The organism is Geodermatophilus tzadiensis (assembly GCF_003002915.1).
Classification (GTDB): Bacteria; Actinomycetota; Actinomycetes; order Mycobacteriales; family Geodermatophilaceae; genus Geodermatophilus; species Geodermatophilus tzadiensis.
The window spans coordinates 142,213-169,080 of the sequence record NZ_PVTG01000011.1; the positions used below are offsets into that span (position 1 = coordinate 142,213).

The window sequence follows — 26,868 nt, forward strand, 5'->3', positions numbered from 1 at the left end:
CGGAGCCTCGCCATGACCACCGATCCCGCCCCGGCCGTCCGCGGGCGCTCCGCGGGCCGACGCAGCGGCGGCGCCTGGCGCTGCACCTGGGCGGTGCTGACCGTCTCGATGCTGGCCCGCGGGCTGCTCGGTACCCTCGCCGGGCTGCTGCTGTGGTCGGTCGTGCCGGTGGCCGCGGGCTGGGAGTCGTCGGTGGTCGTGTCGGGGTCGATGGCCCCGACCCTCGACGTCGGTGACGTCGTCCTGGCCCGGCCCGTGACCGACGGCGACGTGACGCCCGGCCAGGTCCTGCTCGTCGACGACCCCGACCACGCCGGGCGGCTGAGGCTGCACCGGCTGGTCGAGGCGACCGACGCGGGCCTGGTGCTGCGCGGCGACGCCAACGCCCGGGCGGACAGCACGCCGGTCGACCGGTCCGCGGTCCACGGGGTCGGCGCGCTGAAGGTGCCGGTCATCGGCTCCCCGCTGGTCTGGCTCGGGGAGCACCGGCCGGCACCGCTGGTCGCCGGCGCGCTGGTCCTGGTCGGCCTGGCCGCCGTGGCCCTGCTGTACCGCCCGCCGGTACCCGTCGTCCCGGCGCGACCGGCGCCCGGCCGGCACCGGGCCCCCGTGCGCCGTCGGCCGGGACGCCTGTTCCTCGTGGTGGCCCTGGCCGCCGCGACCGCCGTGGCGCTCCCCGTCGTGTCGCCCGGCTGGGCCGGGTTCGTGGCCACCACGGCCGGCAGCACGGGGCAGCTGGACTCGATCCCCCACTACTCCTGCCTCAACGCGGCCGGCGACGTCGGGGCGGGCGGGATCACCGGCGCCGCCGTGGCCGACCGCTTCTACCCGCTGACCGAGACGACCGGGGCCACGGCCGCCGACACCGTCGGGACGGCGGCCAACGGCACCTACCAGGGCGGCTACACGCTCGGCGCGCCCGGACCGTGCCCGCGCGACGGCGGCCGGGCGGTGACGCTGAACGGCAGCACCGGCTACGTCAGCACCGCGACGACCGTCACGGCGGCCACGTCGCTGAGCGTGGAGGTGTGGTTCCGCACCACCACGACCAGCGGCGGCGTCCTGCTGACGCTGGCTAGTTCACCCACCGGCGCGTCGAACAGCACCGACCGGTTGCTCTACCTGGCCAACGACGGCCGCCTCTGGTTCGGGCTGCAGCCGGCCAACAACACCGTCCAGACGATCAGCTCCCCGGGCGCCTACAACGACGGCGCCTGGCACCACGTCGCCGTCACGCTGACCAGCGGGTCCGTGAACACCGGGTCCCGCCTCTACGCCGACGGTGCGCTCGTGGCCGCCAGCACCTCGATGACCACCGCCCGCACGACCGGTGGCTACCCGCGGATCGGTTACGACCAGCTGAGCAAGGACCCCTGGCCGGTGCGGCCGACCAGCAACCTTCTCGCCGGCTCACTGGCCGGTGCCACCTTCTCCCCGGGCGTCGTGCTCACGGCGGCGCAGGTCGCCGACCACCACACCGCCGGCCGCTGAGGACTACTCGCAGCCGACGCCGTCGTGGTCACGGTCGAACTTCGGGTCCCACCCGGGGTCCCCGGCGTGGATGGGCGCCGCGCCGGCAGCGCGGACCGCGTCGCAGTTCGCGTAGGTGGCCGCGGGCGCGGGGGCGGGCGCCGGTGCCGGTGCGGGTGCCGGTGCCGGTGCGGGGGCGGGCGCCGGCGCCGGTGCCGGGGCGGGAGCGGGTGCAGGAGCCGGGACCGGGACGGGCCGCGACGTCGTCGGCGCGGCCCGCGGCGTCGCGGGGGCCGCGGTGGTCGTGGCGGCGGCCGTCGGTGCGGGCAGGACGGCGACCACGCCGTCGGGCAGCGGCTGGTCGGGGCAGGTGCTGAGCACGGTGGCGATCGCGGTGCGCTCGGCCGCGGTCGCCCACAGCCCGTAGGTGACCTTCACCGCGACCTGCCGCGCCACGTAGGCGCAGCGGTAGGAGCGGTCCGGCGGCAGCCAGGTCGCCGCGTCGCCGTCCCCCTTCTGCTGGTTGAGCGGGCCGTCGACGGCGAGCAGGTTGAGCGGGTCGTTGGCGAAGGCGGTGCGGCGGGCGGCGTCCCACTGCTGGGCGCCCTTCTGCCAGGCGTCCGACAGCGCCACGACGTGGTCGATCTGCACCGCCTCGCTGGTGCCCTGGCCGCGCTGGAAGGCGATGGTCCGGCCGGAGTAGGGGTCGTCGAGGGTGCCGGTGAGGACGACGCAGTCGCGGGTGCCGGGCTTGAACGCCTCGCCGGTGAGGTCGCGGGCGAGGACGTCGTTGCGGGTGTCGCAGCCGTTGCGGTCGGTGTCCACCCAGCCGTTGCCGAACAGGTCGCGGTCGTAGCCGGTGCGCGGCGCGCGGCCCTGCACCGGCACGGCGGCCAGCGCCGCCAGGGCGGTCGTGGGCCCGGCGGATCCGACGGCGTCCGTGGTCGCGGCGTCGGACAGCAGGCCGGTGGCCGCCTCGACCGCCGGCACCGCCGACTCGTCGGTCTCCGTCTCGGCGGCCGCGGCGTCGGCCGCCACCTCGGCCGCCGCGGTGGACGTGGCCGCCCCCGTCGGGTCGGCGTGCGACGGAGGTGCGGCGGCCTGCGCCGAGGCCGCGGCCGGCTCCGTCTCCGGCAGGGTCGCGCCACCGGCGAGGACGGCGACCAGGCCCGCGCCGAGGACGGCGCTGCCGATGCGGCGCGAGGCGACGAAGGCCCACCGTGCCCGGCCGAGGACGACGGCGCACAGGCCGACCAGCAGCGCGGCGAGGCCGGCCGTCACGAGGCCGCCGCCGACCCCTCCGATGGCGATCCCGACTCCGACCAGCAGCAGCACGACGGCGGCGAGCACGCCGGGGAGGAGCCGGCCGCGCCGTCCGGCCGGTGCCGGACCGGGGGTCGGGACGGGCCGCCAGGGCGCCGGCGCGGGCGCGGGCGCGGCGAGCCGGGCGTGCTCGGAGAACGCGACGAGGACCTCGAACGGGTCCGCGCCGGCGAAGGGGAACCGCACGTCGACGCGCGTCTGCACCGCCCCGGGCAGCCCGGCGGCGAAGGCGCGCTCGGCCGTGCCGTTCGACACCAGCGCCCCGCCGTCGACGGAGAGGGTGACCTGCGGGCCGGACGGGCGGCGCGTCACCAGCCCGAGGTCGGTGGCCGGGCCGCCCGCGCCGGGCGGGACGACGTCGAAGCCGAGGGCGACGGCCTTGGCCACCACCGAGCGCACCGGCGACTCCGGGGAGCGCTCCCGGTGGTAGCGCAGGACGGCCTGGACGGCAGGGTCGGACAACGACGACATGCGAGCTCCCCGTGGCTGTGGTGCACCGGCTCGCCATGGTCCGCCACGCGGAACGCAGCCGTACAGCAACCAGGGGGCGGAGGGACGGGTGGGGCGGGGGAGTCGCCAGGGCCGCTCTCAGCCCTTGACGGCCCCGGACAGGAAGCCCTGGGTGACCTGGCGCTGCAGGACGACGTAGAGCACGACCACCGGGAGGATGGTGATCAGCGTGCCGGCGGCGAGGGGGCCGATGTCGACCGACCGCCCGCCGATGAACAGGTACAGGCCGAGCGTCAGCGGCCGGTAGCCCCCGCCGGGCATGTAGAGCAGCGGCACCAGGAAGTTGTTCCACTGCTGCAGGAAGGTGAACACCGCCAGCGCGCCCATGCCGGAGGTCACCAGCGGCACCATGACCCGCAGGAACAGCTGCCACTCGCTGGCGCCGTCCATCCGGCCGGCCTGCTCCAGCTCGGTGGGCAGGTCGGAGAAGAACGCCCGCATGAACCAGGTGCCGAACGACAGCTGCGTCGAGGCCAGGACCAGGTTGACCCCGATGAGGCTGTCGAGCAGGCCCATCGACCGCATCTGGAAGTACAGCGGGACCATGTAGGCGAAGAACGGCACCAGCAGCCCGAAGACCACCAGGTAGAACGCCACGGTGCGGCCGGGGAACGGCAGGCGGGCGAAGGCGTAGCCGGCCATCGTCGACAGGACGACGACGATCACCGTGCTGGGGACGCTGAGCAGGATGCTGTTGAGCAGGTAGCTGTCGAAGTCGCCGACGGTCCAGGCCGTGTCGAGGTTCTCCAGCGAGAAGGAGCTGAACAGGCCGAACGGGTTGGCCCGCACGTCCTGGGCGCTCTTGAGGGTCGTGGAGACGACCAGGACCACCGGGAACAGGGTGACCAGGGCCAGCAGCGCGAGCGCCAGGTGGCGGCCGATCCCCGGCCGGCCGGGCGCGTAGGCCCGTCCCCGCCGGCTCACGCGCCCAGCCCCTCGCCGGAGGCCCGCCGCTGCAGCCGGTTGAGCCACACCGCCACCGGCACGGCCAGCGCGGTCACCACGAGGGCGAGGGTGGTGCCGTAGCTGATCCGGCTGAGCTGGAAGGCGTTGCTGTAGGCGTAGGTCCCCAGCACCTCCGTGGCGTTCGCGGGGCCGCCCCCGGTCATCACGAAGACGATGTCGAAGACGGCGAAGCCGCCGATCAGCGTGAGCGCGGTGACCATGAGGAACACGGGCATGATCTGTGGCATCACCACGTACCGCAGCCGCTGCAGGTAGTTCGCGCCGTCGAGCATGGCGGCGTCGACCAGCTCCGTGGCGACGTTGCGCAGCGCCGACAGGACGATCACGAAGACGAAGCCGGTGGCCGTCCAGATCGCGGTGCCGAGCACGGCGAACAGCGCGGTGTCCGGGTCGCCCAGCCAGCCCCGGGTCACCCCGCCGAGCCCGACCGCCTCGAGGCCGCGGTTGAGCCAGCCGCGGGTCGGCGCGTAGATCCAGCCCCACACGACCCCGACGGCCACCTGGGGCAGCACGTAGGGCAGGAAGAAGACGACGCGGTAGAAGGTCGAGCCGCGCCGCACCCCCCACAGCAGCAGGGCGAGCCCCGTGCCCAGGAGGAGGGGCCCGGCGGTGCCCAGCACGATCCAGATGACGTTGTTCCAGGCGGCTGCCCACATCTGCCGGTCCTGCGCCAGCTCGGTGAAGTTGGCCAGCCCCACCCAGGGCGGGGTCGTGTCCAGGCCGTCGAAGTCGACGAAGACGTAGTAGACGGCGTTGAGCACCGGGAAGACGAGGAAGACCGCCATCAGCACGACCGCCGGCGCGACGAGCAGCACGCCCAGGCGCGCCTGCTGCCGGCGGGTGGCCGCGGAGACGCCGGACCGCTCCCGGCGTCCTCGCCGGCGCGACCTCCTCGGCTCGGGCAGCGGCGGTGCCGCGGCGGGAGCCGGCGCCGCGGTCACGCCGGCCCCCGGCCGCCGGAGGGGCCCCGGTTCACTGCTGCGACGCGGCCTGCATCGCCGCCGCCACCTCGGCCGGCGTCGACTGGCCGGTGAGCAGCGCCTGGATGCCGTCGAACATCGCCTCGTTGAAGGCCTCGGGCATGAGGACGTCGATGTTGTAGCCCAGCTGGCCGCCGCCCTCGGAGAGCGTGGAGACGTCCTCGAGCACCTGGGCGAGCAGCGGCTCGACGTCCAGTCCCGCGGTGTCGATGGGCCGCGGCGGGATGGTCTGCAGGTTCTCCACCGACCACTGGCCGTGCTCCTCGGAGGCGAAGAAGTCCAGCAGCTCGACCGCGCCCTCGGGGTTGTCGGTGTTGGCGCTGATCATCGGCCCCGAGCCCAGGCCGGCGGCGAAGACGCCCTCGCCGTCCGGTGCCGGGAAGGGCACGTAGCCGGACTCGAAGTCGGCACCGACGGCCAGGTCGTTGATGAACCAGCTGCCGGTGGGGATCATCGCCGCCTCGCCGGAGAGGTACTGCGCGGTCATCGTGTCGTAGTCGATCGACACCGGGGACTCGCCCAGCCAGCCGTTCTGGTTGGCCTCCTGCCAGAAGGTCAACGCGTCGACGACCTCGGGGGAGTCCCAGGACCGCTCGCCGGAGAGCAGCGCCTCCATGCCGTCGGCGCCCACGGCGCTCGACAGCGCCATGCTCAGCAGGTGGCTGCCGGGCCAGGCGTCCTGGTCCCCGAAGGCCATCGGGACCACGCCGGCCGCGCTGATCGCCTCGCACGCGGCGCGCAGCTCGTCGAGCGTCCGCGGCGGCTGGACGCCGAGGTCTTCCAGGACCTGGGTGTTGTAGAAGAGGCCGACGGTCTCCATCTCCCCGGGGATGCCGTGGACCTTGCCGTCGTAGGTGACCCGCTCCTTGGCGAAGTCGTAGACCTCCCAGCCGTTCTCCTCGTAGGCGTCGGTGAGGTCGTAGAGCAGACCGGCCTCGGCGAGTGCCCCGGCGAAGGAGGGCCCCGAGCCCCAGCTGATGACGTCCGGGCCGTCCTCGGCGCGCAGCCGGGTCTGCAGCACGGTGCGCATGGTGTCGATGTCGAGCTGCTGCACCTCGACCTCGATGCCCGAGGACTCGGTGAAGTCGGCCAGGTGCTCCTCGAGCCGGCTGAGCGAGTCGGCGTCCTCCAGCTGCTCGACCAGGTACACGAGCGTGTCCCCGCCCCCGCTCCCGCCGCCGTCGTCCCCGGAGGACGCCGTCTGTCCCGTGCACGCCGTGGCGAGCAGGCAGACCGCCGAGGTGGCCAGGACCTTCGAGGAGGAGCGCACGGGTGGACCCTTTCGACGTCGTCGTCCGTGGTGCAGGGCACACGGGTGGCGCATCGTCCGTCCCGGCCCGACGCGGCGTCAAGGAACGGCGACGGGTCGTTACGCGTCCGCAGCCGGAGGTCCTCAGCCCTGCAGGACCGCGGGCAGGACCAGCGCGACGAGGACGACGCTCTGCGCGCTGTGCACGGCGATGCCGACGAGCGCGCTGCGGTAGCGCCGCGCGGGGAGGGCGTAGGTCAGGGTGCCCAGCAGCAGGCCGGGGACGGCCCACCACCGGTGCAGGTGGTACAGGCCGAACAGCACCCCGTTGGCGACCCAGTCGTACCGGCCGAAGACGCCGGCCATCCGGGGGAGCAGGTAGCCGCGGAAGAGCAGCTCCTCGCCGACGACCGTGTTGAGGACGCACATCGCGACGAGGACGGCGAACCACCCCCAGGCGCCCGACAGGAGGTCGCGGCCGGCGTCGGTGCCCAGGAAGGTGAAGAAGTCGAGGCCCGCGTCGTGCGGGATCTTGGGCACGAGGTCCTTGGCGGCGGCGAGGGCGATCAACGGCACGACGACCCACCACATCCGCCCGCCGCGACGGCCGGTCCTCGGGTTGCGCGGGGAGCGCAGCCACAGCGCGTCGCGGACGACCGCCCAGCGGAGCGTCTCCTGCTCGCGGCGCACCAGGACCACCACGAGGACGAACTGCCAGGCGAGGCCGGCGACCAGCGCGAGGACCGTCGCCCGGGCGAGTGCGCCGGGCCCGTCGAGGCGGTCGGCGACCGCCGGTGCGACGACCCAGGCGAGCAGGCCCATCGGGAGCGCGGCGGCGGCCCAGACGCCGAGGACGCCGCGCAGGCCCAGCTGGGGGAGCACGGGCCCGTCCGGCCGGCCGGCCGGGGGCTGCGGAACGGTGGTGGTGGTGTGGGTGTCGGTCATGGCCGGGCCCTTCCTGGGGGGAGCCCCGGAGCGGGTCCGGGGCCGGGAGGAGCGTGCGGCACGAGCGTTCCGCCGGGCGGCGTCCGGCCACGAGCCCCGCGCGGGTCGACCGCCGCCCCCGCACGAGGGGTCCGGGAGAGCGGCGGCTCACCCGGCCGGCCGCCGCACTCCCTCGCGCGAGGGAGCAGGACGCCGCCGGCGGGGGTGTCGTCCCCGGTGCCCCGGGCGCGACGATGCGCCATGGCCCCGACGCCGACCGCCGCCCGACCGCACCCGCCGGGACGGTGGGCCGGCACCCGGATCGACGCGTGGCTGGCCGGTGGCCTCGGGGTGCTCGCCGTCCTCCACGTCCTCCTGCTGCCGGCGGGGCCGGCCTACGCACCGGTCGACGAGGGCAGGTTCCTCCTCGCGGTGCTCGGTCCGCTGGCCCTGCTCTGGCGGCAGACCGCGCCGGTGGTCGCCCAGGCCGGGGCGAGCGCCACGGTGGTGGTCAACGCGGCCGCCGGCTACCCCATCGGCTTCCTCGACTGGCCGGCGTGGATCGCGCTGTTCAGCTGCTTCGACGTCGGCGGACGGCGGGTGCGCGCGGCGGCCACGGTCGTCGCGGCGCTGGGCATCGCCGGGTACGTCGTGTTCGACCGCGGCGCGCCGACGGGCCAGCTGCCCGGCATCGTCCTGCACTTCCTCGTCGCCGTCGTCGTCGGCGAGCTGAGCAGCCGGAGGACGCGGGCCGTGGTGGCCGAGGCCCGCCTGGTCGCGGAGAGCCGCGAGCAGGCCCTGGCGGCCGAGCGGCTGCTGCTGCAGGAACGCAACCGGCTGGCCCGCGAGCTGCACGACTCGCTCGGGCACACGGTGAACGTGATGGTCCTGCAGGCGGGGGTGGGACGGCGGGTCTTCGCCGACAACCCGGCCTTCGCGCAGGAGGCCCTGGGCTCCGTCGAGACCGTCGGGCGCGCCGCGCTGGAGGAGCTCAACCGGGTGCTCGCGGTGCTGCAGCCGGACGACCCGCGGTCCGCGGAGCCGTTCGCCCCGACGGTCGCCGACCTCGGGCAGCTGGTGGACCGGATCCGGTCGACCGGCCGGCAGGTGGACCTGCGGACGACGGACGTCGAGCTGCCGGCCCCGACGGCGCGGGCGGTGTACCGGATCGCGCAGGAGGCGCTCACCAACGCCGTCAAGCACACCCCGGCCGGGCGGATCCGCGTCGCCGTGGACCGGCGCGGGTCCGAGGTCGTGCTCGAGGTGGTCAACGACTGCGCCCCCGTCGCGCAGCCGTCGTCCGGCCACGGGCTGGTCAACATGCGGGAGCGGGCCCGGCTGGAGGGCGGCGAGCTGGAGGCCGGCCCGGTCCAGGGCGGGTTCCGGGTGCACGCGGTGCTGCCCGTGGCCGCGGGGGTGCCGTCGTGATCCGGGTGCTGCTGGCCGACGACGACCGGCTGGTCCGCAGCGGACTGCGGGCCCTGCTCGACGGCGAGGAGGACGTCACCGTCGTGGGCGAGGCGGCCGACGGGCGCGAGGCCGTCGACCGAGCGCGCACGCTGCAGCCGGACGTCGTCCTCATGGACGTGCGGATGCCCCGCCTGGACGGGGTGAGCGCCACGCGCGAGATCACGTCCTGGCCGCGACGTCCCCGGGTGCTCGTGCTGACCACCTTCGACCTGGACGAGGTGGTCGACGACGCCCTGGACGCCGGGGCGGACGGCTTCCTGCTCAAGCGGGCCACCCCCGAGCAGCTGGTCGACGGCATCCGGACGGTCCACGCCGGCGACGCGCTGGTCGCCCCCGCGGTCACGCGCCGCCTGCTCGCCGCCCACGCCGGCCGCCGACCTCCCGACCGGGAGCGGCTCCGGGCCTCCGCCCACCTCTCCACGCGGGAGGCCGAGATCCTGCGCGCCCTCGCCGAGGGCCTGTCGAACGCCGAGATCGCCGGCCGGGTCTGGCTGTCGCAGGAGACCGTCAAGACCCACGTCAGGAGCATCCTGGGCAAGCTCGGGGTCCGGGACCGCACGCAGGCGGTCGTCTGGGCCTACCGCACCGGCTTCGTCGACCCGGCCTCCGGGGATCCCCCCGGTCCGCCCGCGCGCTGATCCGGGCGCGGGGGAGCGGTCGCAGAAAGGTCCGCACGGACCGCATCCGGCTGCCGGGCGGGCGCGCAGAATGGGGTCACCTCCTCCCCCGGGAGCCGACCATGGCACTGCGAGTCCACCTCCCCCACCGCCCGGCGCGCTCCGCTCCTCCGCGGGAGCGGCGCACCCTCGGCGCCCGCGTGTTCGCCGTGCAGCGCACCGGCGCCGTCCTCGTGGCCCTGTTCCTGCTCGTCTTCGGCCTGCTCGGCTTCGCCGGCGGCCTCGACTTCTTCTCCACCGAGGGCCGGCGCGTCCTCGGCCTGTCCTCCAACGGCCTGCTGTCCCTCCTCTCGGTGGTCGTCGCGCTCGTGCTCCTCGGGGCCGCCGCGCGCGGTCCCCGGGTCGCCTCCACCGTGATGATCGTCGTCGGCTCGCTGTTCCTGCTCTCGGCGTTGGTCAACCTGGCCGTCCTGCGGACCAGCCTCAACCTCCTGGCCTTCGAGTTCAGGAACGTGGCGTTCTCCGTCGCCGTCGGCCTGCTGCTGCTCATGCTCGGCGCCTACGGCCGGATCGGCGGGCACCTGCCCGAGGACAGCCCCTACGCCCACCCGCACGCGTTCGAGGCGGACGAGGACGACGGGCACCCGTCGACGCCGGCGGAGTTCGCCGCCGAGCGGGCGATGCGCGACGCCGAGGTCGCCGTCGTCCAGCACGTGGCCACCTTCGACCAGCGCCGCCGGGTGGCCGCGATGGCCCGGGTGACCAGCAGGGCCGACCGCCGGCGCGTGTGGATGTCCTTCGACGACCCGTGGCGCCGTCCCGGCTGACCCCGGGCCCCGCACACGGGTCGGCGGCGAGCGGACCGGCTCAGTCGACCCGGACGCGCACGGGGATGCTCTCCCACGCCCGCAGCGTGTTGTTGTGGTGCCGGACCGTCGGCCCGTCGAGCTCGATGGTGCGGACCCGGCGGGCCAGCGCCGTCAGGATCGCCTCGGCCTCGAGCCGCGCGACGTGCTGGCCGGCGCACTGGTGGATGCCCATCCCGAACCCGACGTGCCCCGACGGGTCGCGCGACAGGTCGAAGCGGTCGGGATCGCTCCACCGGCGCGGGTCCCGGTTCGCCGCGGCCAGGAACATGAGGATCTTGCGGCCCTCGGGGATGACGACGTCCCCGACCCGGACGTCGGTGGTCGCCGTCCGGAAGAAGGTCTGCACCGGTGACTCCCAGCGCACCGCCTCGTCGAAGGCGACGCGGGCCAGCGCCGGCTCCTCGCGCAACCGCTGCCACTGGTCGGGGTTGGTGGCGAAGGCGTACAGGACGGCGGAGATGCCGTGCACCGTCGTGTCCACCCCGGCGGTGAGCAGCGACCGCACGACCAGCGGGGCCTGCTCGGGCGTGATGTCGCCGCGGTCGCTCGCCGCCCAGATGTCCGCACCGAACCCGACCGGCGCGAGCACCTCGCGCCGGCACTGGGCGTTCACCCACGCGGAGAGCTCGGCGACGCGGGGCGCGCCCCTGGCGACGAGGTCGTTGTCCGGCCCGAACGCGTTGAAGGCGTGGTCGCCGTAGGGCAGCAGGTTCTCCCGGCCCGGCTGCGGGATGCCCACCGCGTCGGGGAACACGCGCAGCGGGAACGTCGCGGCCAGCGAGTGGACGGCGTCGAACGCCGGGCCGCGGGCGAGCACCTCCTCGACGAGGGCCTCCGCATCGGCCGCCCAGCCCTCGCGGAGCCTGCGGAGGGCGCGGGGGCCGAGGACCTTCTGCAGCACGCGCCGGGGTGCGTCGTGCCGCGGCGGGTCGGCCTCGAGCAGCAGGCTCGGCGGGCGCCACGGCTCCTCGTAGCGGAAGTTGGACAGGCCCACCCCGGCGGCGGACTGGAACTGCTGCCAGTCCACCAGGGCGGCGTGGACCTCGGCGTACCGGGCGAGCGCGTACACGTCGTAGCGGGCCAGGTGGACGACCGGTCCGGCCTCGCGCAGCTCCGCGTGCATCGGGAGCGGGTCCTCGAGCACCTCGTGGCTGAACGGGTCGACGTCGCTGGTGGGCAGCGCGGTGCCGGTGGGGGCGGTGGCGGTCATCGGGGTCCTCCGCAGGGCCTGGACGGGTCAGAGGTCGAGGACGAGGCGCTCGTCGCGCGAGCGGGAGACGCAGACGTACATGCAGTCGTTCGCGTCGCGCTCGTCGTCGTCGAGCAGGGCGTCGCGGTGGTCGGGGCGGCCGGCGAGCACGGTCGTCTCGCAGGTGCCGCAGACGCCGCGGCGGCAGGAGGACAGCACCTCGACGCCGATGCGGTTGAGCGCCTCCAGCACGCTGACGTCCGGGGTCACGGTCAGCGTCGTCCCGGTGCGGGCCAGCTCGACCTCGAACGGCGCGGTGCGCACCGGGGTGCCGCCCTCCTCGGCGACGAACCGCTCCGTGCGCAGCGTGTACGGCGGCCAGTCCGCGCAGGCCCGCTCCAGGGCGGCGAGCAGCGGCGAGGGCCCGCAGGCGTAGACGCGGGCGCCCTCCCGCGGTGCGCCGAGGAAGCCGGCCAGGTCGAGCAGCCCGTACTCGTCCTCGGGCCGGACGACGACGCGCTCGCCGTACGGCGCCAGCTCGTCGAGGAAGGCCATGGAGCCGCGCCGGCGTCCGCCGTAGAGCAGCCGCCACTCCGCGCCGAGCAGCTCGGCCTGCCGGAGCATCGGCAGGATCGGCGTGATCCCGATGCCGCCGGCCACGAAGAGGTACTCCTCCGACGGGACGAGCGGGAAGTTGTTGCGCGGCCCGCCGACGCCGACCAGGTCACCGACCTGCAGGTGCTCGTGGACGTAGCGGGAACCGCCCCGGCTGCCCGGCTCGAGCAGGACGCCGACCCGGTAGGTGTGCGGGTCCCAGCGGTCGCCGCACAGCGAGTACTGCCGGGTCAGCCCGTTGGGCAGCACCAGGTCGACGTGCGAGCCCGGGGTCCAGTCGCGCAGCCGGCCGCCGGAGGGGGAGGCCAGCTCCAGGGTGAGCACGTCGTCGGCCTGACGCTGCTTCGCCGTCACCCGCAGCGTCGCGGCCTCGGTGGCCTCCGCGGGAACGAGAGGCGTGGTGGCGACCATGGGGGAGAGGGTGGGGCACGGACGTGTGGCGCAGCCAACACCCTCTCAATGGACGAGAGACCGTCGGGCACACTGGGACCGTGCCACGCGTCGCGACGGGGGAGTCCTCGCTGAGCCGCGCCGTCCGCGTCCTCGAGGCCTTCACCGCCGAGGAGCCGGCGCTGAGCGTCTCCGAGGTGGCCCGCCGCTCGGGGCTGCACGTGGCCACCGCCTCGCGGATCGTCGGCCAGCTCGTCGAGCACGGGTTGCTCGGCCGCGCTCCCGACCGCACCGTGCACGTGGGCATGCGCATGTGGGAGCTGGCCTCCCGCGCCGCGCCGACCCGGTCGCTGCGCGACGCGGCCATGCCCTTCCTGGAGGACCTGCACGCCGTGGTCGGTCACCACGCACAGCTGGCCGTCCTCGACGGCGACGAGGTGATCTTCCTCGAGCGGCTGTCGGCCCGGGACGCCGTCGTCAACTACTCCCGCATCGCCGGCCGGCTGCCCCTGCACATCTCGTCGTCCGGGATGGTCCTGATGGCCTACGGTCCGCCCGAGTTGGTGGACCGGGTGCTGGCCCGGCCGCTCGAGAGCCGCACACCGGCGACGATCACCACTCCCGACCAGCTCCGGGCGGCCCTCGAGCAGGTGCGCCGCCAGGGCTACGCCCTGTTGACCGGACACGTCCACCCGGACGCGGCGGGGATCGCCGTCCCGGTCAGGAACGCGCTCGGCGAGGTGGTCGCGGCGCTCTCGGTGATCGTCCCCCACGACGCCCGTGCCGTGTCCGCCGTGCCGGCCCTGCTGGCCGGCGCCCGGGGGATCGGGCGGTCACTGGGCTGAACGAGGCGGGGCCCCGGCGGACGGGCGTCCGCCGGGGCCCCGCCCCTGCCCTCGGCCGCCGGCCGTCAGGCCCGACGCGGCTCCAACGGAGTCGCCCGCACGCAGCGGTACGTGCTGCCGTCGGCGGGGTCGCCGCGGCCCGTCCACTGCGCGACGAACGGGTAGAGGCAGATTGGCCGCGTCGCGCCGGCTTCGGTGGCCGCGTCCAGCGTCCGCGGCGCCCTGCCTTGCTCGACCCACTCGACCAGCGCGCTCAGCGGGTCGACCGGCTGGGCGCCGGCGCCCCCGCGGCAGTGCCCGACACCGGGGGCGACGAACAGCCGGGCGAACTGCTGCGTGTGACCGGGCCCGAGCTCGTCCTGCAGTCGCTCGTAGTAGTCCATCGTGCCCTGCACCATGACCCCGAAGTCGGCCGCGCCGTGCCACATGACGAGCTTGCCGCCGGAGTCCCGGAAGGCCGACAGGTCCGCGTCGGTCCCGCCGAACACCTCGTCGTACCGCTGCACCGACACGTCGAACCAGTGCCGGAACGACTCGTAGGTGAGCGTCCGCCAGTCGAAGTCCGGGTCCTGGGTGAGGAAGTAGCGCAACCACCAGATGTCGTAGGCGAACGGCTGCTGGACCAGGCTGCCGTCGGCCTGCGGCGAGACGTCGTGGAGCCCCGCGTACGGAGCGCCCGGCACGAGGCCGTACCACAGGAACCCGCCGTCCGCGTCGCGCACCCCCTCCGCGATCCGCCGCATGACCTCGACGTCCTCGGCCGTGATCACGCCGCAGGGGGTCACCGTGCCCTCGAGGGTGCCCAGGTCGAAGCGGCAGGCCAGCGGGTCCCCGATGACGCCGTCGACCACGCCGTCGCCGACGGTGTCGCAGGCGGCGACCGTGGCCGCCAGCGCGGCCTCGAACTTGCACGGGTGGACCGGGTTGTCCTCCTGCAACATCACGACCTGACCCCACAGCTGGGCGATCTGCAGCTCCGAGTAGTTGATGACCGGGGCCCCGGCGACGATCCCGTCGTAGTCGTCCGGGTACTTCTGCGCCTCGACGAGCCCCTGCCGGCCGCCGGTCGAGCAGCCGTTCCAGTAGGAGTACGCCGGCTCCTGCCCGTAGTAACCGGCGGTGACCGCCTTGGCCGTGACCGTCATGTCATGGACGCCCTCGTGGCCGAAGTCCTCGATCGCCGGCCAGTTCAGGCTGCCGTCGGGGTTGAGCCCGAACACGGCGTCGTCCTCCGGGTCGGCGTTGCCGCCCGCCGGGTTCCCGGCGTCCGTCCAGGCCGCGGCGTAGCCGGCGCGCAGTGCCGGAAGGGTGCGCTCCTCGCTGCCGCCGGTGAAGCCTCCGCCGCCGACGCCCTGGAACCGGCCGTTCCAGGTGGTATCGGGCAGGTAGACGTGCACGGTGACGACGCCGGTGTCCTCGGGGTCGTCGACGGTCAGGGCGACGCGGCAGGAGGCGGGCGTCGTGGCGTCACCCGGGTGCCGGACGGCTTCGGTGACCGTCGTGTTCGTGATCCCGAGCCGGGTGAAGGAGTCGGCATCGCAGGTCAGGACCGGTGCGACGGTGTCGACCGTGGTGGCCGGTGAGGTGGCGGGTGGGGCGGCCTGTGCCCCCGGGGCGACGACGAAGGCCAGGCTGGCCGTGGTGGCCGCGACCGCGAGCGCGGCGTGGTGGAGACGGCGGAACCGTCGACGTGGTGGCATGGGGTGGGTGCCTCTCGGGAGTCGGACGGGAGAGATCTGCCGGTCAGGGGGACGGACGTCGGGCGCTCGCCCCGCCGGGTGCCGATCCGCCGGCCATGCTCCGGCCGGGGTGAGGGAGATCACAGCGGGGAGCTGTCTTCGTGCGGGCGCGACATGTGTCGCTGGTGCTGGCCCGGTCCGTGCACCCGGGCACGTCCCCGGATCGCTGCCGGCCTGATCGGCCGCCGGTCAGCCCGTGGCGAGGACCGCGCGGATCGCCTCGGCGAACGCCTCCGGCGCCTCGACCGGCACGAAGTGCCCGCAGCCGGGCAGCGGCGTCACGGAGACGTCGCTGAAGAACTCCCCGAGGCGGTCGGCCCACTCGGCGGGGAACAGCGGGTCGTGCGACGGCCAGAGGACGTGCGTGGGCGTCCGGTGGCGCTCGGCGGGTTCGGGCACCTGCTCGGCGAGGCCGCGGGCCAGGGTGCCCGACCCCGCCCGGTACCAGCCGATCGAGGACGTGAAGGCACCCGGTCGCCCGTAGCGGTCGGCGAGCCGGTCCAGCTCCGCCGGATCGGGGGAGAAAGCGGGACCCGACCAGTGCGTCCAGAAGTGCTCCAGGTAGGTGCGGACGGCGTCGCGGTCGCCGTCGAGGAGCCGTCCGGACAGGTCGAGCCGGTGGAAGGTCTGGTACCAGAACTCCGTCACGACCTCCGGCGCGAGCAGCCGCCGCCCGGCCCCGGGCAGCGGCGGGGTGACCACCAGGGCCCGCACGCGCTCCGGGTGCTGCCAGGCGACGGTCTGGGCGATGCGACTGCCGATGTCGTAGCCGGCGAGCACGACCGGCCCCAGCCCGAGCTCCTCGAGCAGCCCGGCGACGCTGCGTGCCTGCGCGTCGGCGGAGTACCCCTCGTCCGGCCGGACGTCGTGCCCGTCCGACTCCCCGAACCCCCGCAGGTCCGGGACCACGACGTCGGCCGTGTCGGCGAGCAGCGCCGCGACCAGGCGGTGGTCGCGGCGGTCGCCGGGCCAGCCGTGCAGCAGCACCACCGGAGGTCCCTCGCCGCTGCGGTCGTAGGCCAGGGCGAAGGCGTCGACGGGAGAGCTGCGCGGCACGCGGGGCCTCTCGATCGGGACGGGCGGGCCCGGCGGGGGAGCACCCCGCCGGGCCCGGGGACGGTCAGGCCGAGGCGTCGGCCTGCTCGGTCTCGTCGGCCAGGTGGGCGATCGAGCGGGTGTCCTGGAAGGCGCGGACGCCCTCGATGCCCTGCTCGCGGCCCATGCCCGACTGCTTCATGCCGCCGAAGGGTGCGCGCAGGTCCAGCCGCGTGGCCCCGTGGTCGTTGACCCAGACGTACCCGCACTCCAGACGCCCGCCGAGGCGGGTGGCGGTCTCGGTGTCCGCGGTCCAGACGGAGGCGCACAGGCCGCCCCACGAGTCGTTGGCCAGGCGCACCGCCTCGTCGTCGTCGTCGAAGGGGATCACCGGGATGACCGGGCCGAACTGCTCCTGGACGACGACCCGGAGCGAGGGGTCGGGGTCCACCACGACGGCCGGGCGGAGGAAGTTCCCCTCGGCGAGCTCGCCGCCGGGCAGCTCGCCGAACTCCAGGACCGTGGCCCCGGAGTCCCTCGCCTCCTCGATGATCTCCGTGACGAACGCCTTCTGGGCGGGCTGGTGCAGCGGGCCCATGGTGGTGCCCTCGGCCAGGCCGTGGCCGAGGACGACCTGCTCCAGCCGCGCCGACAGCCCGGCCACGAGCTCGTCCATGCGGGACCGGTGCACGTACACGCGCTTGGCGTTCATGCAGATCTGGCCCGTGGTGTCGTAGATCGCCGCGAACAGCCGGTCGAGGTGGGCGTCGTCGAGGACCGCGTCCTCCCGGAAGATCGCGGCGTCGTTGCCCCCCAGCTCCAGGGTCACCCGGGTCAGGCTGCGGGAGGCCATCTCCATGATCTTCTTGCCGCCGTTGACGCTGCCGGTGAAGCAGACCTTCGCGACGTCCGGGTTGGCGATCAGGCCGGCCATCTCGCTGTCCCGCCCGGTGACGACGTTGAGCACGCCCGGCGGCAGCTTCTCGGCGACCCGCTGCACCAGGCGGGTGGTCGCCAGCGGCGTCGACGGCGGTGGCTTGACGATGGCGGTGTTCCCGGCCAGCAGCGCGTGCGGCAGCGACGCGGCGAGGATGGCCATCGGCCAGTTGAACGGCACGATGACGGTCACCACGCCCAGCGGCTGGTACTGGACGGTGGTCGCGACCGGGATGCCCGGTGCGGGGGGCAGCACCTTGCTGTGCTCCACCTCGTCCACCAGCGAGAGGGCCAGCTGCCACCGGATCTCGAAGACCAGCGCGTCGACCCACGACTCCGTGCGGATCTTGCCGTTCTCCAGCGACAGCACCCGCGCGTCCTCGTCGCGCTCGTCGGCGATCCCCTCGATCGCCGCGGCCATCTGCGCGGCCCGCTCCTGCGCGGACAGGGCCGACCACGCCGGGTAGGCCGCCTTCGCCGCCGCGACGGCGTCCGCCACGTCCTGCTCCGTCGCCGCGGCCGCGTGGCCGACGACCTCACCCGGCTTGGCCGGGTCGACGACCTCGAGCGTCTCCTCGGTCGAGCGCACCTGCCCGCCGATGTAGAGCCCCGTGGTCACCGGGGCCGTCGTGCTCACCGTGCCTGTCATGCGGATCGCCACCTCTCTGTGGTCTCGCTGTCTCGCTGCCGGTCCGGGGTCCCGACGCCGGCCGGGAGCCGGGTCGTCCCGGCTCCGGGGTCCTGTGCAGCTCCTGCCCTCAGCCCGACGGTCGCGTGGCGGCCGCCGTCGTCGGATGAGGGGTCCGGCGTCACGTCCAGGACCCCCACGACGACACCCGCGCCGGCTCCGGTCCTCCCGCGAGGAGTCCCCGACCGGGGCATCAGTCCGCGAGGCCCTGCTGCACCCGGGCCGCGGTGAGGGTGTTGGCCAGCAGCATGGCGATCGTCATCGGGCCGACCCCGCCGGGCACCGGGGTGAGCGCGCCCGCCACCTCGGCGACGGCGTCGGACTCGACGTCGCCCACCAGCCCGTCGTCCCCGCGGTGGATCCCGACGTCGATGACGGTCGCGCCCGCCTTCACCGCGTCGCGGCCGACCAGCCCGCGGATGCCCGCGGCGACGACCAGCACGTCGGCGCGCCGGCAGACCTCGGGGAGGTCGCGCGTGCGGGAGTGGCAGACCGTCACCGTCGCGTGGCGGGCCAGCAGCAGCTGGGCCATCGGCTTGCCGACGAGGACGGAGCGGCCGACCACCACCGCCTCCGCGCCCGCCAGGGGGACGTCGTACTCGTCCAGCAGGGCCATGACCCCGGCGGGTGTGCAGGGCCGCAGACCCGGCCGGCCCTGCGCGAGGAGGCCGGCGTTCGCGGTGGTCAGGCCGTCGACGTCCTTCTCCGCCGGGATGCGGGCGATCAGCGCGTCGGAGTCCAGGTGCCGGGGGGTGGGCAGCTGCAGCAGGATGCCCGACACCTGCGGGTCGGCGGCCAGCTCGTCGACCAGCGCGGCCGCGGACGCCTGGTCGACGTCCCCGGGGAGGTGGCGGTGCAGGTCCTGCATGCCCGCCGCGACGCAGAGGCGGCGCTTGTTGCGGACGTAGACCTCCGACGCGGGGTCGTCGCCGACGAGCACCGTCGCCAGGCCGGGAGCCCTCCCGCCCGCGGCGACGAGCTGCGCGACGCCGCGCCCGACGTCCTCGCGCACCCGGCGTGCCACCGCCGTGCCGTCGATCACCCGTGCGGTCACCGGGTCCTCCTCGAGACGCTCGGCCGGGCGGGCGCGCCGGCGCGGGGAGTGTCAGGCAACGTCCCTCAGCATCTGCTGGCGCCAGGTCTCGGTGGGCCCGAGGTCGTTGAAGGTGAAGACGTGGAAGCCCGCGAGGCCGTTGTCCGGCTTGCCGATGTGCGGGGCCAGCTCCCGGATGATCCGGTTGGGGCTGTAGCCGCCGGGGACGAAGAACCGCCAGAACAGGCTCTGCTGCTTCTTGAGGAACTTCGCCGACTCGCCGATGCCCAGTCCGCCGGAGACCCGTAGCAGCTTCTGGCGGTGGACCGCCCCGGGCACCCCGACGTGCACCGGCAGGTCGATGCCGCGGTTCCGCAGCTCCCGGGCCCAGGTGAGGATGACCTCGGGGTCGAAGACGATCTGGGTCGTGATGTGGGTGGCCAGGGGCGCCTTGTCCTTCAGCGCCTGGAAGAGGGTCTCCGTCGACGCGGTGGGGTGGCCCTCCGGGTGACCGCCGATGCCGATGTCGGTGAAGCCGTGGTCGAGCTCGTGCAGCGCGACCAGCAGGTCGTGCGCGTGGGCGAACTCCGTGGGGTCGTCGGTGGGGTCGCCGCCGACGACGAAGACGTCGGTGATGCCGGCCTCGCGGCAGCGCGCCACGACGTCGGCCAGGTGCGCGCGGTCGCGGACCTGCTGGGCCGAGAGGTGGGGAGCCACGGTGTAGCCGTGCCCGACGAGGGCGACGGCCAGGTCGATGGTGGCGTCCTGGCCCTTGGCCGGCGAGGCGGTCACCGTCAGGCGCACGTCCCTCGGCACGTGCTCGAGCACCGCCTGCTCGGTCTTCTTGAACGGGATCACCTCGTAGCCGAGGTCGCCGAAGGCGCGCCGCAGCGTCTCCCGTGTGGCTCGGTCCCGGACGCTCAGCGCGCGCTTCACGTGGTGTCTCCTCTGCACTGGTCGGGGCGAGCTCTTCGGTGCCCAGGAGGCCGCGCGGGGACCGCGACGGACCACCGTCGTGCTGCGACCATCGTGACCTCGGCCACCTCGCGGCCGGGACGGAGCTTTGGCGGCACCCGGTCCACCGGATCGGTCGCCGGGCGTACGTCAAACGTCGCGGTGCGACGGCCGGTCCCCTCCGGCCGGGTGCACCGAGCCGGTCCGCTGGACACGGCGGGCCCCCGGCGTGCCAGCATTCCCCCGGGTGAGCGGCGCCACGCCGCCCCGACGCCAACCGCGCACGAGGAGGTCCGGTGAGGTCAGGAGGACGGGTGGTCCTCGCCGCGCCGGCCACCCCGCTCACCCCCGGCGACGAGGTGGTGCGGTACGCCCCGGACGGCCTGGCGGTCATCGACGCCGAGGCGCGCTTCGTCGAGGCGAACCCCGCGGCCGTGCGGCTGTGCGGGCTGGACCCGGACGCCGTCGCGGGGACGCCGTCCCCGTTCCCCGCGCCGGACGACGAGCCGGCCGCGACCCGCTCGGGCGAGCCGACCGTCACCTGGGAGCCGGTGCCCGGCCAGCGGCGCGAGTTCGCCTACGTGCTCGCCCCGGTCCCCGGCCGGCGACGGTGGGTCGTGTCCTTCCGCGACGTGACGCTGAGCCGGCTGCGCGAGCGGCGACTGGCCGCCATCGCCACGGCCGCCAGCAGCGTCGCGTCCAAGCGTTCGCTGGTGGGGACCCTCGAGGCGCTGGCGCGGGAGGTGGCGCGCACGGACGCCCTCGCCGGCGTCCAGGTCCTCACGGTGAACTCGTCGGGCGACCGCCTCCACGTCATGGGCGCCGCCGGGTTCGGGCGCACCGCGAACTTCTTCGACAAGCTGCTGGAGTGCCGCGCCCTCGGTGCCCGGCTGATGATGCTGGAGGCGCTCGAGACCCGGCAGCCCCTCGTCGTGCCGAACCGGTACGAGGCGGTCATGGGCGACCCCGCGTGGGCGCCGCTGCACGAGATGATGGGCAGCCCCCGGTGGGACTGGTTCGTCAGCGTGCCCCTGCTGGTCCGGGGGGAGCCGGTCGGCATCCTCAACGCCTTCTACGCACCCGGCCAGGTCGTCGGCGACACCGAGCTGGAGTTCCTGCTGGCGATGGCCGAGCAGGCCGCGATGGCCGTCGACCACGCGGCGCTGCTCGAGCGGGAGCGCGACGTGGCCCGCCGCGAGGAGCGGCAGAAGCTGGCCCGCGACCTGCACGACTCGGTGGTCCAGCAGGTCTTCTCGATGATGATGCAGGCCCGGTCCCTGGGGGTGCTCGTCGCGCGGGGGATGCCGCCCACCCCGGACCGGGTCGCCCAGGTGGCCGACGACCTGAGCGGCAGCGCGGAGGCGGTCCTGGCCGACCTCCGCGGGATGGTGGTGGAGCTGCGGCCGGCGGCGACCACGGCCGGCGGGCTCGCCTCCGCGGTGCGGTCGCTGGTCGACACGACGGCCGCCCGCACCGGCCTGGAGGTGTCGCTGGACCTGGGCGACCCCGAGCGGTTCGCGGCGTTCGACGCCGACCTGCTCGAGGACGTGTACCGCGTCGTCGCGGAGGCGTTGCACAACAGCGTCAAGCACGCCGCCGCGACGAGGGTCGACGTCCGGCTCGCCGTGACCGCCCACGGCCGCCGGCGGCGCCTGGTCGCCGAGGTCGCCGACGACGGCCGGGGGCTGGTCGCCGGGCCCGGCGCGACGGACACCGGGAGCGCCGCGTCCAGCGGCTTCGGGATGACGGTCATGCGGGAGCGGGCGTCCCGGTGGGGCGGGACCGTCCGGGTGCTGCAGCCGGCCTCCGGTGGCACGTGCGTGCGGCTGACCCTGCCGCTGCCGGCCTCCGTCCCGGCGACGGTGGCTCCCGACGGGGAGGCCGCACGGTGACCGTGCCGGACCCGATCCGCGTCCTGGTGGTCGACGACCACGCGGTCGTGCGCCGCGGGGTGGTCGCCTACCTCGAGGCCCTCGAGGACGTCGAGGTGGCCGACGAGGCCGGTGACGGGCAGGAGGCCCTCGACCGGCTCGCCCGGGCGGCCGCGCACGACGAGCTGCCCGACGTCGTGCTCATGGACCTGCAGATGCCCGGGATGGACGGCGTGACCGCGACCGGCGAGGTGCTGCGCCGCTTCCCGCAGCTGAAGGTGGTGATCCTGACCAGCTTCGGCGAGACCGAGCGCGTGCACGCCGCGCTGGAGAACGGGGCCTCCGGGTACCTGCTCAAGGACGCCGGGCCGGCCGAGGTCGACGCCGCCCTCCGCGCGGCGGTCCGCGACGAGGTCTTCCTGGACGCGGCGGTGACCCGCCGGCTGACCCAGGAGATGCGGGCGCCGCGCACCGGGCTGGGCGTGCTGACCGCACGCGAGAAGGAGGTGCTCGTGCTCATCGCGGAGGGCCGGTCCAACAAGGACATCGCCCGGCACCTGGTCATCAGCGAGCGGACGGCCCGCACGCACGTCAGCCACCTGCTCACCAAGATGGGCCTCACCTCGCGGACGCAGGCGGCCCTGCTGGCGGTCAAGGAGGGCCTCGTCCAGCCGCGCTGAGGAACCGCCGCCGTCATCTGTCGCACCCGCGGCGAGACGGGAGCCCCCTCCGGGGTCGGGTCAACCGCGCGATCCGTCCGCCGGCCGGCCGCCCTAGCGTCGCCACGGGCGGGACCGGCGCCGTCGCGCCGCACCCGGCCGCACGACGGAGGGAGGACGACGTGGGCACCGCTCCCGGACCCGCCGAGGACGCCGCACCGGTCCAGGTCGTGTGCGCCACCGCCGGCCTGCTGCTCGACGTCCCCGCGGACACGGCCATCCTCGAGGCGGTGCGCCGGGCGGGCCTGGACGTGCCGGTCGCCTGCGGCGACGGCGGCTGCGGGGCCTGCGAGACGAGGGTCCTCGAGGGCACCCCCGACCACCGCGACGGCCTGCTCACGGCCGAGGAGCGCGCGGTGGGGGAGACGATGATGATCTGCGTCTCCCGGTCGGCGACGCCGCGGCTGGTCCTCGACCTCTGAGGGGCCCGCCCGCACGGGCCTCCCACGACGGATGACGTAGACGCCCCGGCCGCAGCGGTGGCCGCCGCGTGACATCGCGCCGATCCCGCCCGTCGTCCCCGCCCCTACGGTGGGCGGGTGGGCGCAGGCCGCCCGCGGTCCCCGAGTCGTCCGAGGAGGCGAGGTCGTGAGCACGTTCGTCCTCGTGCACGGGGCCTGGCACGGCGGCTGGTGCTGGGACCGGGTGGCCCCGCGGCTGCGCCGGGCGGGGCACGACGTGCACACCCCGACGCTCACCGGGCTCTCGGAGCGGGCCCACCTGCTCACCCCGCTCGTCGGGCTGGAGACGCACGTCGAGGACGTCGTCCGGCTCGTCGACGTGCTCGGCCTCACCGACGTCGTGCTCGTCGGGCACAGCTACGCGGGGCAGGTCGTGACCGCGGTCGCCGACCGCCGCCCCGGGCAGGTCGCGCGACGGGTCTACCTGGACGCGTTCGTGGGCTCGGACGGCGAGGCGGCCCGGGACCTCCTGCCGGAGACGGTGGAGCACCACTGGGCGGAGTCGGCCGCCGAGCAGGGATTCGGCTGGCTGGTGCCGGTGCGCAAGCTGTCCGTGCTCGGGGTGACCGAGCAGGCCGACGTCGACTGGCTCACCCCGAAGCTCACCCCGCACCCGTGGAAGACCTACACCGACCCGCTGCGGCTGACCGGGGCGGTCGACGACGTGCCCGCGGCCTTCGTGGAGTGCACCAGCTGGATGCGCGTCTTCGCCGGGCAGGCCGACCGGGCCCGGGAGCGGGGCTGGCCGGTGCACGAGCTCGCGACCGGCCACGAGGCGATGGTCACCGCGCCGGAGGAGCTGGCCGGAGTGCTGGCCGACGTCGCCGGCGACCGGCCGGCCCCGACCGAGGGAGAGGGGACCTGAGGTGGAGTTCCTCGTCCGGTCCGAGAACCGACTGCCCGCCGACACGCCGGCCGAGCGCCGCGAGGAGCTGCGGGCGGGCGAGCGCGCGCGGGCGATGGAGCTGCGCGCCGCCGGGGTGCTCAAGCGGCTCTGGCGGGTACCGGGCCGCAACGCCACCATCGGGCTCTACGAGGCCGAGGACCCGGCTGCCCTGCACGACGCGCTCATGTCGCTGCCGATGGCGCCGTGGCTCGACGTCCACGTCGAGCCACTGGCCACCCACCCGCAGGAGCGGGCGTGACGCGGGCACCGGTACGGGAGAGAGGAACGACGGCCATGAGCACCGACGCCGGCCCCGGACGCCGGGACCTGCCGGGGACCCCCGTCTTCGACGGCGACAGCAGCCGGCGGGGGCTGCGCATGAACAAGCTGTTCATGAGCCTGCGCCACGCCGACGCCCGGCAGCGCTTCCTCGCCGACGAGGCCGCCTACTGCCGGGAGTTCGGCCTGACCGCGGAGCAGGAGCGGGCCGTGCTCGGGCGCGACTGGCAGGCGATGATCGACCTCGGCGGCAGCATCTTCTACGTCTACAAGCTGGCGATGATCGACGGCCGGTCGATGCAGTACCTCGGCGGCGTGTTCACCGGCATGGGCGAGGAGGACTTCCTCGCCGCGATGCGTGCGGGAGGCCGCCGCGATGGCTGAGGTGATCTGGGGTCTGGCGACCTCGCACGTGCCCTCGATCGGGGCGGCGATGGACCGCGGCAAGACCGACGACCCGAACTGGAAGGCGCTCTTCGACGGGTACGCCCCGGCCCGCGCCTGGCTGGCCGAGCACCGGCCGGACGTCGCGATCGTCGTCTACAACGACCACGCCAACGGCATCGACCTCGACTTCGTGCCGACGTTCGGGCTGGGCACCGCCGAGCGGTACGAGGTCGCCGACGAGGGCTTCGGCCGCCGCCCGGTCCCCGACGTCGTCGGGCACCCCGAGCTGTCCCTGCACCTGGTCGAGAGCCTGGTCGACGAGGAGTTCGACCTCACCGTCTTCCAGGAGCTCCAGGTCGACCACGGCTTCACCGTGCCGCTGTCGGTCTGGACGCCGGACCCGGGGGACCAGTGGCCCTGCCCGGTGATCCCGCTGCTGGTCAACGTGATCCAGTACCCGCAGCCGACGGCGGCGCGGTGCTACGCGCTCGGCCGAGCCCTCGGCCGGGCCATCCGGAGCTACCCGGAGGACATCACCGTCGGCGTCCTGGGCACCGGGGGGATGTCCCACCAGCTCGCCGGCGCCCGGGCGGGGTTCATCAACCCCGACTTCGACCACATGTGGATGGAGACCATCCGCACCGACCCGGCGAGGCTGGCCAGGCTGACCCGCGAGGAGCTCATCACCCAGGCCGGCTCCGAGGGCATCGAGCTGATCATGTGGCTGGTGATGCGGGGCGCGATGGACGAGCAGGTGACCGAGGTGCACTCGGACTACTTCGTACCGGCGTCCAACACCGCGGCCGGCATCGCGCTGTTCGACAACCGGCCGCCGTCCGCCTGACGACCCGCGCCACCGCTGCCGGGCCCCCGGGACGACCCCGTCCCGGGGACCCGCCTCGTTCAGCGGGCGCGGTAGCCCTCGCGGGCGAAGTCGACGAACGGGACGGGGGCCACGGTGGCCCGGATCCGGACCTGCACGTGCTGCTCCACCGCCGGCTTGGCCGAGACCGGGTCCTCGCCCCACACGACGGTCACCTCGGTGCCGGGCGCGGCGAACTCGTTCTCCAGCGTGGCCAGCGAGACCATCGCCCGCTCGTTGGCCAGGTAGCCGCAGTCCAGCGAGATGCCGACCTGTCGGCCGTCCACGAGCACCTGGTCCTCGTGGTGGGTGGCGTAGCGGGCCTTCGGCATCTCGATGTACTTCGCACCCGGGCCGGGCCGGAACAGGGAGCCGATGGCCGCGGCGACGTCGTCGGCGTTCCAGACGAGGGTCACCTTGGTCCGCGGCGGCGCCTCGGCCAGCCGCTCGAGCGCCTCGCGGCCGATGAACTCGTGGTCGAACCGGACGTTCTTGCCGTACCCGACGTCGAAGGGCGTGAGGTAGTGGTCGCGGATGTCGGCGGAGTGGTGGCTGCCGCCGATGGAGCCCACCTTCGAGACGGGGAGCCACGCCCGGTACTCCTGCATGAGCGGGTGGTCGGAGAACAGGGCCGTCATCGGTGCCGGCACCCACCCGGACTCGAGGTTGGCGGTCGAGTACGCCTTGGCACCCACCCGCACCAGCCCGTGGTCCGCTCCTGCCGTGAGCAGGGCCTCGAGGACCGCCTCGCCGTCCTCCCACGGGCCGAACAGCTCGAAGCCGGGCTGGCCCGCCATGCCGTGCCGCAGGCCGCGGACGCGCCGCCCGGCGATCGGGAACTCGGTCATGTGGAAGAACCTGACCTCGGGCAGCGGAGCGCCGGTCACCTGCTCGATCAGCGCGGCGGCGGTCGGCCCCTGCAGCTCGTAGCGGTAGAGCCGCGGCGGACCGGAGGCGCGCACGGCGGAGTTGTCGTCGCGCTCGACGGTGACCTCGTGATCGCCCCGCTCGACGTGGAACGTGACCCAGTCGAGGACCATCGGGTGCCCGACGAGGTCGAACAGCTCCTCCTCGAGGTGGAAGAGGATGGCGTCGCCGATGAGGTGGCCCTCGGGGTCGACGGCGACGAACTGCTTGGCCCTGCCCACCCCGAAGCCCGCGAAGGTGTTGACGGCGAGGCCGCTGAGCAGCCGCAGGGCGTCCGGCCCCTCGATGAACAGGTCGGTCATGTGGTGCGACTGGTCGAGCAGGGCACAGGTCTGCACCCACGCCCGCTGCTCGGTCCGCCAGTTGGTGAACTCCGGCCGGACCGGGAACGTGCTGGGCGGGGAGGCGAGGTCCCGCATCAGCCGGACGGGGCTCCCGGCCCGGGCGAGCGCGTCGGCGAGGCTCTCGGATGCCATGACGGGAGGCCTTTCGTCAGGAGGTCGACGCCGGCGCCGTCGCCGGTGACCGGGGCGGGTGCCCCGTGCGCGTCGCCCCCGACGCTAGGCACCGGGCCGTTGCGGGGGATGCCGCGGATGACGCCTCCGCCGTGCCGGGGTGGTGTGCCGCCCCTGCGACATCCGACGTACGCCGGGAACGGCACCGGCCCGGGCCGC

25 protein-coding genes are annotated in these 26,868 nt (G+C 74.8%); 12 read left to right on the forward strand and 13 right to left on the reverse strand.

All coding sequences use genetic code 11. The features are described from left to right. Window positions 1-12: 12 nt before the first annotated feature. Window positions 13-1,491, forward strand: coding sequence for a LamG-like jellyroll fold domain-containing protein (locus LY71_RS15115; protein WP_106279000.1), 1,479 nt, complete (start codon window positions 13-15; stop codon window positions 1,489-1,491). 3 nt (window positions 1,492-1,494) lie between these two features. Here LY71_RS15115 and LY71_RS15120 read toward each other — a convergent pair whose 3' ends face one another. From LY71_RS15120 to LY71_RS15140, 5 genes are all read right to left on the reverse strand, one after another. Next, the gene (locus LY71_RS15120; RefSeq protein ID WP_146146155.1) at window positions 1,495-3,264 is read right to left on the reverse strand and encodes a GmrSD restriction endonuclease domain-containing protein; all 1,770 of its coding nucleotides are present in this window, start codon (window positions 3,262-3,264) and stop codon (window positions 1,495-1,497) included. Between the two features lie 117 nt (window positions 3,265-3,381). Next, window positions 3,382-4,227, reverse strand: coding sequence for a carbohydrate ABC transporter permease (locus LY71_RS15125; RefSeq protein ID WP_106279002.1), 846 nt, complete (start codon window positions 4,225-4,227; stop codon window positions 3,382-3,384). Further along, window positions 4,224-5,210 carry a carbohydrate ABC transporter permease gene (locus LY71_RS15130; protein WP_106279004.1) on the reverse strand — a complete coding sequence of 329 codons (987 nt, stop codon included), beginning with the start codon at window positions 5,208-5,210 and terminating at the stop codon, window positions 4,224-4,226. The genes LY71_RS15125 and LY71_RS15130 overlap by 4 nt, the downstream gene beginning before the upstream one ends. A gap of 31 nt (window positions 5,211-5,241) precedes the next feature. Then, window positions 5,242-6,519, reverse strand: a complete 1,278-nt coding sequence (locus LY71_RS15135) for an ABC transporter substrate-binding protein (RefSeq protein WP_170121374.1) — start codon at window positions 6,517-6,519, stop codon at window positions 5,242-5,244. A gap of 123 nt (window positions 6,520-6,642) precedes the next feature. Next, window positions 6,643-7,443 (reverse strand): CPBP family intramembrane glutamic endopeptidase, encoded by an 801-nt coding sequence (locus LY71_RS15140; RefSeq protein WP_106279008.1) that lies wholly within the window; start codon window positions 7,441-7,443, stop codon window positions 6,643-6,645. A gap of 240 nt (window positions 7,444-7,683) precedes the next feature. Here LY71_RS15140 and LY71_RS23800 point away from each other — a divergent pair, with 240 nt between their 5' ends. The 3 genes from LY71_RS23800 (at window position 7,684) to LY71_RS15155 (ending at window position 10,336) form a co-directional block, all read left to right on the forward strand. Then, on the forward strand, window positions 7,684-8,850 hold the full coding sequence (locus LY71_RS23800; protein WP_106279010.1) for a sensor histidine kinase: 1,167 nt from the start codon (window positions 7,684-7,686) through the stop codon (window positions 8,848-8,850). Next, the gene (locus LY71_RS23805) at window positions 8,847-9,530 is read left to right on the forward strand and encodes a response regulator (protein ID WP_106279012.1); all 684 of its coding nucleotides are present in this window, start codon (window positions 8,847-8,849) and stop codon (window positions 9,528-9,530) included. The genes LY71_RS23800 and LY71_RS23805 overlap by 4 nt, the downstream gene beginning before the upstream one ends. A 101-nt stretch (window positions 9,531-9,631) precedes the next feature. Further along, on the forward strand, window positions 9,632-10,336 hold the full coding sequence (locus LY71_RS15155; protein ID WP_106279014.1) for a DUF4383 domain-containing protein: 705 nt from the start codon (window positions 9,632-9,634) through the stop codon (window positions 10,334-10,336). Between the two features lie 40 nt (window positions 10,337-10,376). On the opposite strand, the gene LY71_RS15160 is transcribed toward LY71_RS15155, so the two are convergent. Further along, window positions 10,377-11,588: a cytochrome P450 gene (locus LY71_RS15160; RefSeq protein ID WP_106279016.1), complete on the reverse strand. Its 1,212-nt coding sequence runs from the start codon at window positions 11,586-11,588 to the stop codon at window positions 10,377-10,379. Window positions 11,589-11,615: 27 nt separating this feature from the next. Beyond that, on the reverse strand, window positions 11,616-12,593 hold the full coding sequence (locus tag LY71_RS15165; protein ID WP_106279018.1) for a PDR/VanB family oxidoreductase: 978 nt from the start codon (window positions 12,591-12,593) through the stop codon (window positions 11,616-11,618). An 80-nt stretch (window positions 12,594-12,673) separates the two neighbouring features. Here LY71_RS15165 and LY71_RS15170 point away from each other — a divergent pair, with 80 nt between their 5' ends. Beyond that, window positions 12,674-13,417, forward strand: a complete 744-nt coding sequence (locus LY71_RS15170; protein WP_106279020.1) for an IclR family transcriptional regulator — start codon at window positions 12,674-12,676, stop codon at window positions 13,415-13,417. Between the two features lie 65 nt (window positions 13,418-13,482). Here the strand turns inward: LY71_RS15170 and LY71_RS15175 are convergent, their stop codons facing one another. The 5 genes from LY71_RS15175 to LY71_RS15195 form a co-directional block, all read right to left on the reverse strand. After that, window positions 13,483-15,117, reverse strand: coding sequence for a tannase/feruloyl esterase family alpha/beta hydrolase (locus LY71_RS15175; RefSeq protein ID WP_106279022.1), 1,635 nt, complete (start codon window positions 15,115-15,117; stop codon window positions 13,483-13,485). Between the two features lie 228 nt (window positions 15,118-15,345). Then, window positions 15,346-16,212, reverse strand: coding sequence for an alpha/beta fold hydrolase (locus LY71_RS15180; RefSeq protein ID WP_106279024.1), 867 nt, complete (start codon window positions 16,210-16,212; stop codon window positions 15,346-15,348). 64 nt (window positions 16,213-16,276) lie between these two features. Further along, window positions 16,277-17,776, reverse strand: coding sequence for an aldehyde dehydrogenase family protein (locus tag LY71_RS15185; protein WP_106279026.1), 1,500 nt, complete (start codon window positions 17,774-17,776; stop codon window positions 16,277-16,279). Window positions 17,777-18,008: 232 nt separating this feature from the next. Further along, entirely contained in the window at window positions 18,009-18,869 is an 861-nt protein-coding gene (folD, locus tag LY71_RS15190) for a bifunctional methylenetetrahydrofolate dehydrogenase/methenyltetrahydrofolate cyclohydrolase FolD (protein ID WP_106279028.1), read from the reverse strand. A 51-nt stretch (window positions 18,870-18,920) separates the two neighbouring features. Beyond that, window positions 18,921-19,784 (reverse strand): methylenetetrahydrofolate reductase, encoded by an 864-nt coding sequence (locus LY71_RS15195; RefSeq protein ID WP_106279030.1) that lies wholly within the window; start codon window positions 19,782-19,784, stop codon window positions 18,921-18,923. A gap of 314 nt (window positions 19,785-20,098) precedes the next feature. On the opposite strand from LY71_RS15195, the gene LY71_RS15200 reads away from it, so the two are divergent. From LY71_RS15200 to LY71_RS15230, 7 genes are all read left to right on the forward strand, one after another. Next, the gene (locus LY71_RS15200; RefSeq protein WP_245887925.1) at window positions 20,099-21,694 is read left to right on the forward strand and encodes a sensor histidine kinase; all 1,596 of its coding nucleotides are present in this window, start codon (window positions 20,099-20,101) and stop codon (window positions 21,692-21,694) included. Continuing rightward, complete coding sequence (locus tag LY71_RS15205) at window positions 21,691-22,353, forward strand: response regulator (RefSeq protein ID WP_106279034.1); 663 nt, start codon at window positions 21,691-21,693, stop codon at window positions 22,351-22,353. Before LY71_RS15200 ends, LY71_RS15205 begins: the two co-directional genes overlap by 4 nt. Window positions 22,354-22,514: 161 nt before the next feature. After that, entirely contained in the window at window positions 22,515-22,814 is a 300-nt protein-coding gene (locus LY71_RS23810) for a 2Fe-2S iron-sulfur cluster-binding protein (protein WP_211297361.1), read from the forward strand. A 166-nt stretch (window positions 22,815-22,980) separates the two neighbouring features. Beyond that, window positions 22,981-23,718, forward strand: a complete 738-nt coding sequence (locus LY71_RS15215) for an alpha/beta hydrolase (protein WP_106279038.1) — start codon at window positions 22,981-22,983, stop codon at window positions 23,716-23,718. A 1-nt stretch (window position 23,719) separates the two neighbouring features. After that, a complete protein-coding gene (locus LY71_RS15220; RefSeq protein ID WP_106279041.1) occupies window positions 23,720-23,998 on the forward strand; it encodes a muconolactone Delta-isomerase family protein in 279 nt (92 codons plus the stop codon). Window positions 23,999-24,033: 35 nt separating this feature from the next. Next, window positions 24,034-24,402, forward strand: coding sequence for a protocatechuate 4,5-dioxygenase subunit alpha (ligA, locus tag LY71_RS15225; RefSeq protein WP_106279043.1), 369 nt, complete (start codon window positions 24,034-24,036; stop codon window positions 24,400-24,402). Continuing rightward, window positions 24,395-25,249, forward strand: coding sequence for a class III extradiol dioxygenase family protein (locus LY71_RS15230; protein ID WP_106279147.1), 855 nt, complete (start codon window positions 24,395-24,397; stop codon window positions 25,247-25,249). The genes ligA and LY71_RS15230 overlap by 8 nt, the downstream gene beginning before the upstream one ends. 59 nt (window positions 25,250-25,308) lie before the next feature. Here the strand turns inward: LY71_RS15230 and LY71_RS15235 are convergent, their stop codons facing one another. Next, entirely contained in the window at window positions 25,309-26,670 is a 1,362-nt protein-coding gene (locus tag LY71_RS15235) for an aminomethyltransferase family protein (RefSeq protein ID WP_106279045.1), read from the reverse strand. Window positions 26,671-26,868: the final 198 nt, after the last annotated feature.

Excerpts from the sequence above, each read along its gene's own strand:
- LY71_RS15115 (WP_106279000.1), top strand. The coding sequence starts at position 13 with ATGACCACCGATCCCGCCCCGGCCGTCCGCGGGCGCTCCGCGGGCCGA.
- LY71_RS15120 (WP_146146155.1), bottom strand. The coding sequence starts at position 3,264 with ATGTCGTCGTTGTCCGACCCTGCCGTCCAGGCCGTCCTGCGCTACCAC.
- LY71_RS15140 (WP_106279008.1), bottom strand. The coding sequence starts at position 7,443 with ATGACCGACACCCACACCACCACCACCGTTCCGCAGCCCCCGGCCGGC.
- LY71_RS23800 (WP_106279010.1), top strand. The coding sequence starts at position 7,684 with ATGGCCCCGACGCCGACCGCCGCCCGACCGCACCCGCCGGGACGGTGG.
- LY71_RS15155 (WP_106279014.1), top strand. The coding sequence starts at position 9,632 with ATGGCACTGCGAGTCCACCTCCCCCACCGCCCGGCGCGCTCCGCTCCT.
- LY71_RS15160 (WP_106279016.1), bottom strand. The coding sequence starts at position 11,588 with ATGACCGCCACCGCCCCCACCGGCACCGCGCTGCCCACCAGCGACGTC.
- LY71_RS15165 (WP_106279018.1), bottom strand. The coding sequence starts at position 12,593 with ATGGTCGCCACCACGCCTCTCGTTCCCGCGGAGGCCACCGAGGCCGCG.
- LY71_RS15175 (WP_106279022.1), bottom strand. The coding sequence starts at position 15,117 with ATGCCACCACGTCGACGGTTCCGCCGTCTCCACCACGCCGCGCTCGCG.
- LY71_RS15185 (WP_106279026.1), bottom strand. The coding sequence starts at position 17,776 with ATGACAGGCACGGTGAGCACGACGGCCCCGGTGACCACGGGGCTCTAC.
- ligA (WP_106279043.1), top strand. The coding sequence starts at position 24,034 with ATGAGCACCGACGCCGGCCCCGGACGCCGGGACCTGCCGGGGACCCCC.
- LY71_RS15230 (WP_106279147.1), top strand. The coding sequence starts at position 24,395 with ATGGCTGAGGTGATCTGGGGTCTGGCGACCTCGCACGTGCCCTCGATC.
- LY71_RS15235 (WP_106279045.1), bottom strand. The coding sequence starts at position 26,670 with ATGGCATCCGAGAGCCTCGCCGACGCGCTCGCCCGGGCCGGGAGCCCC.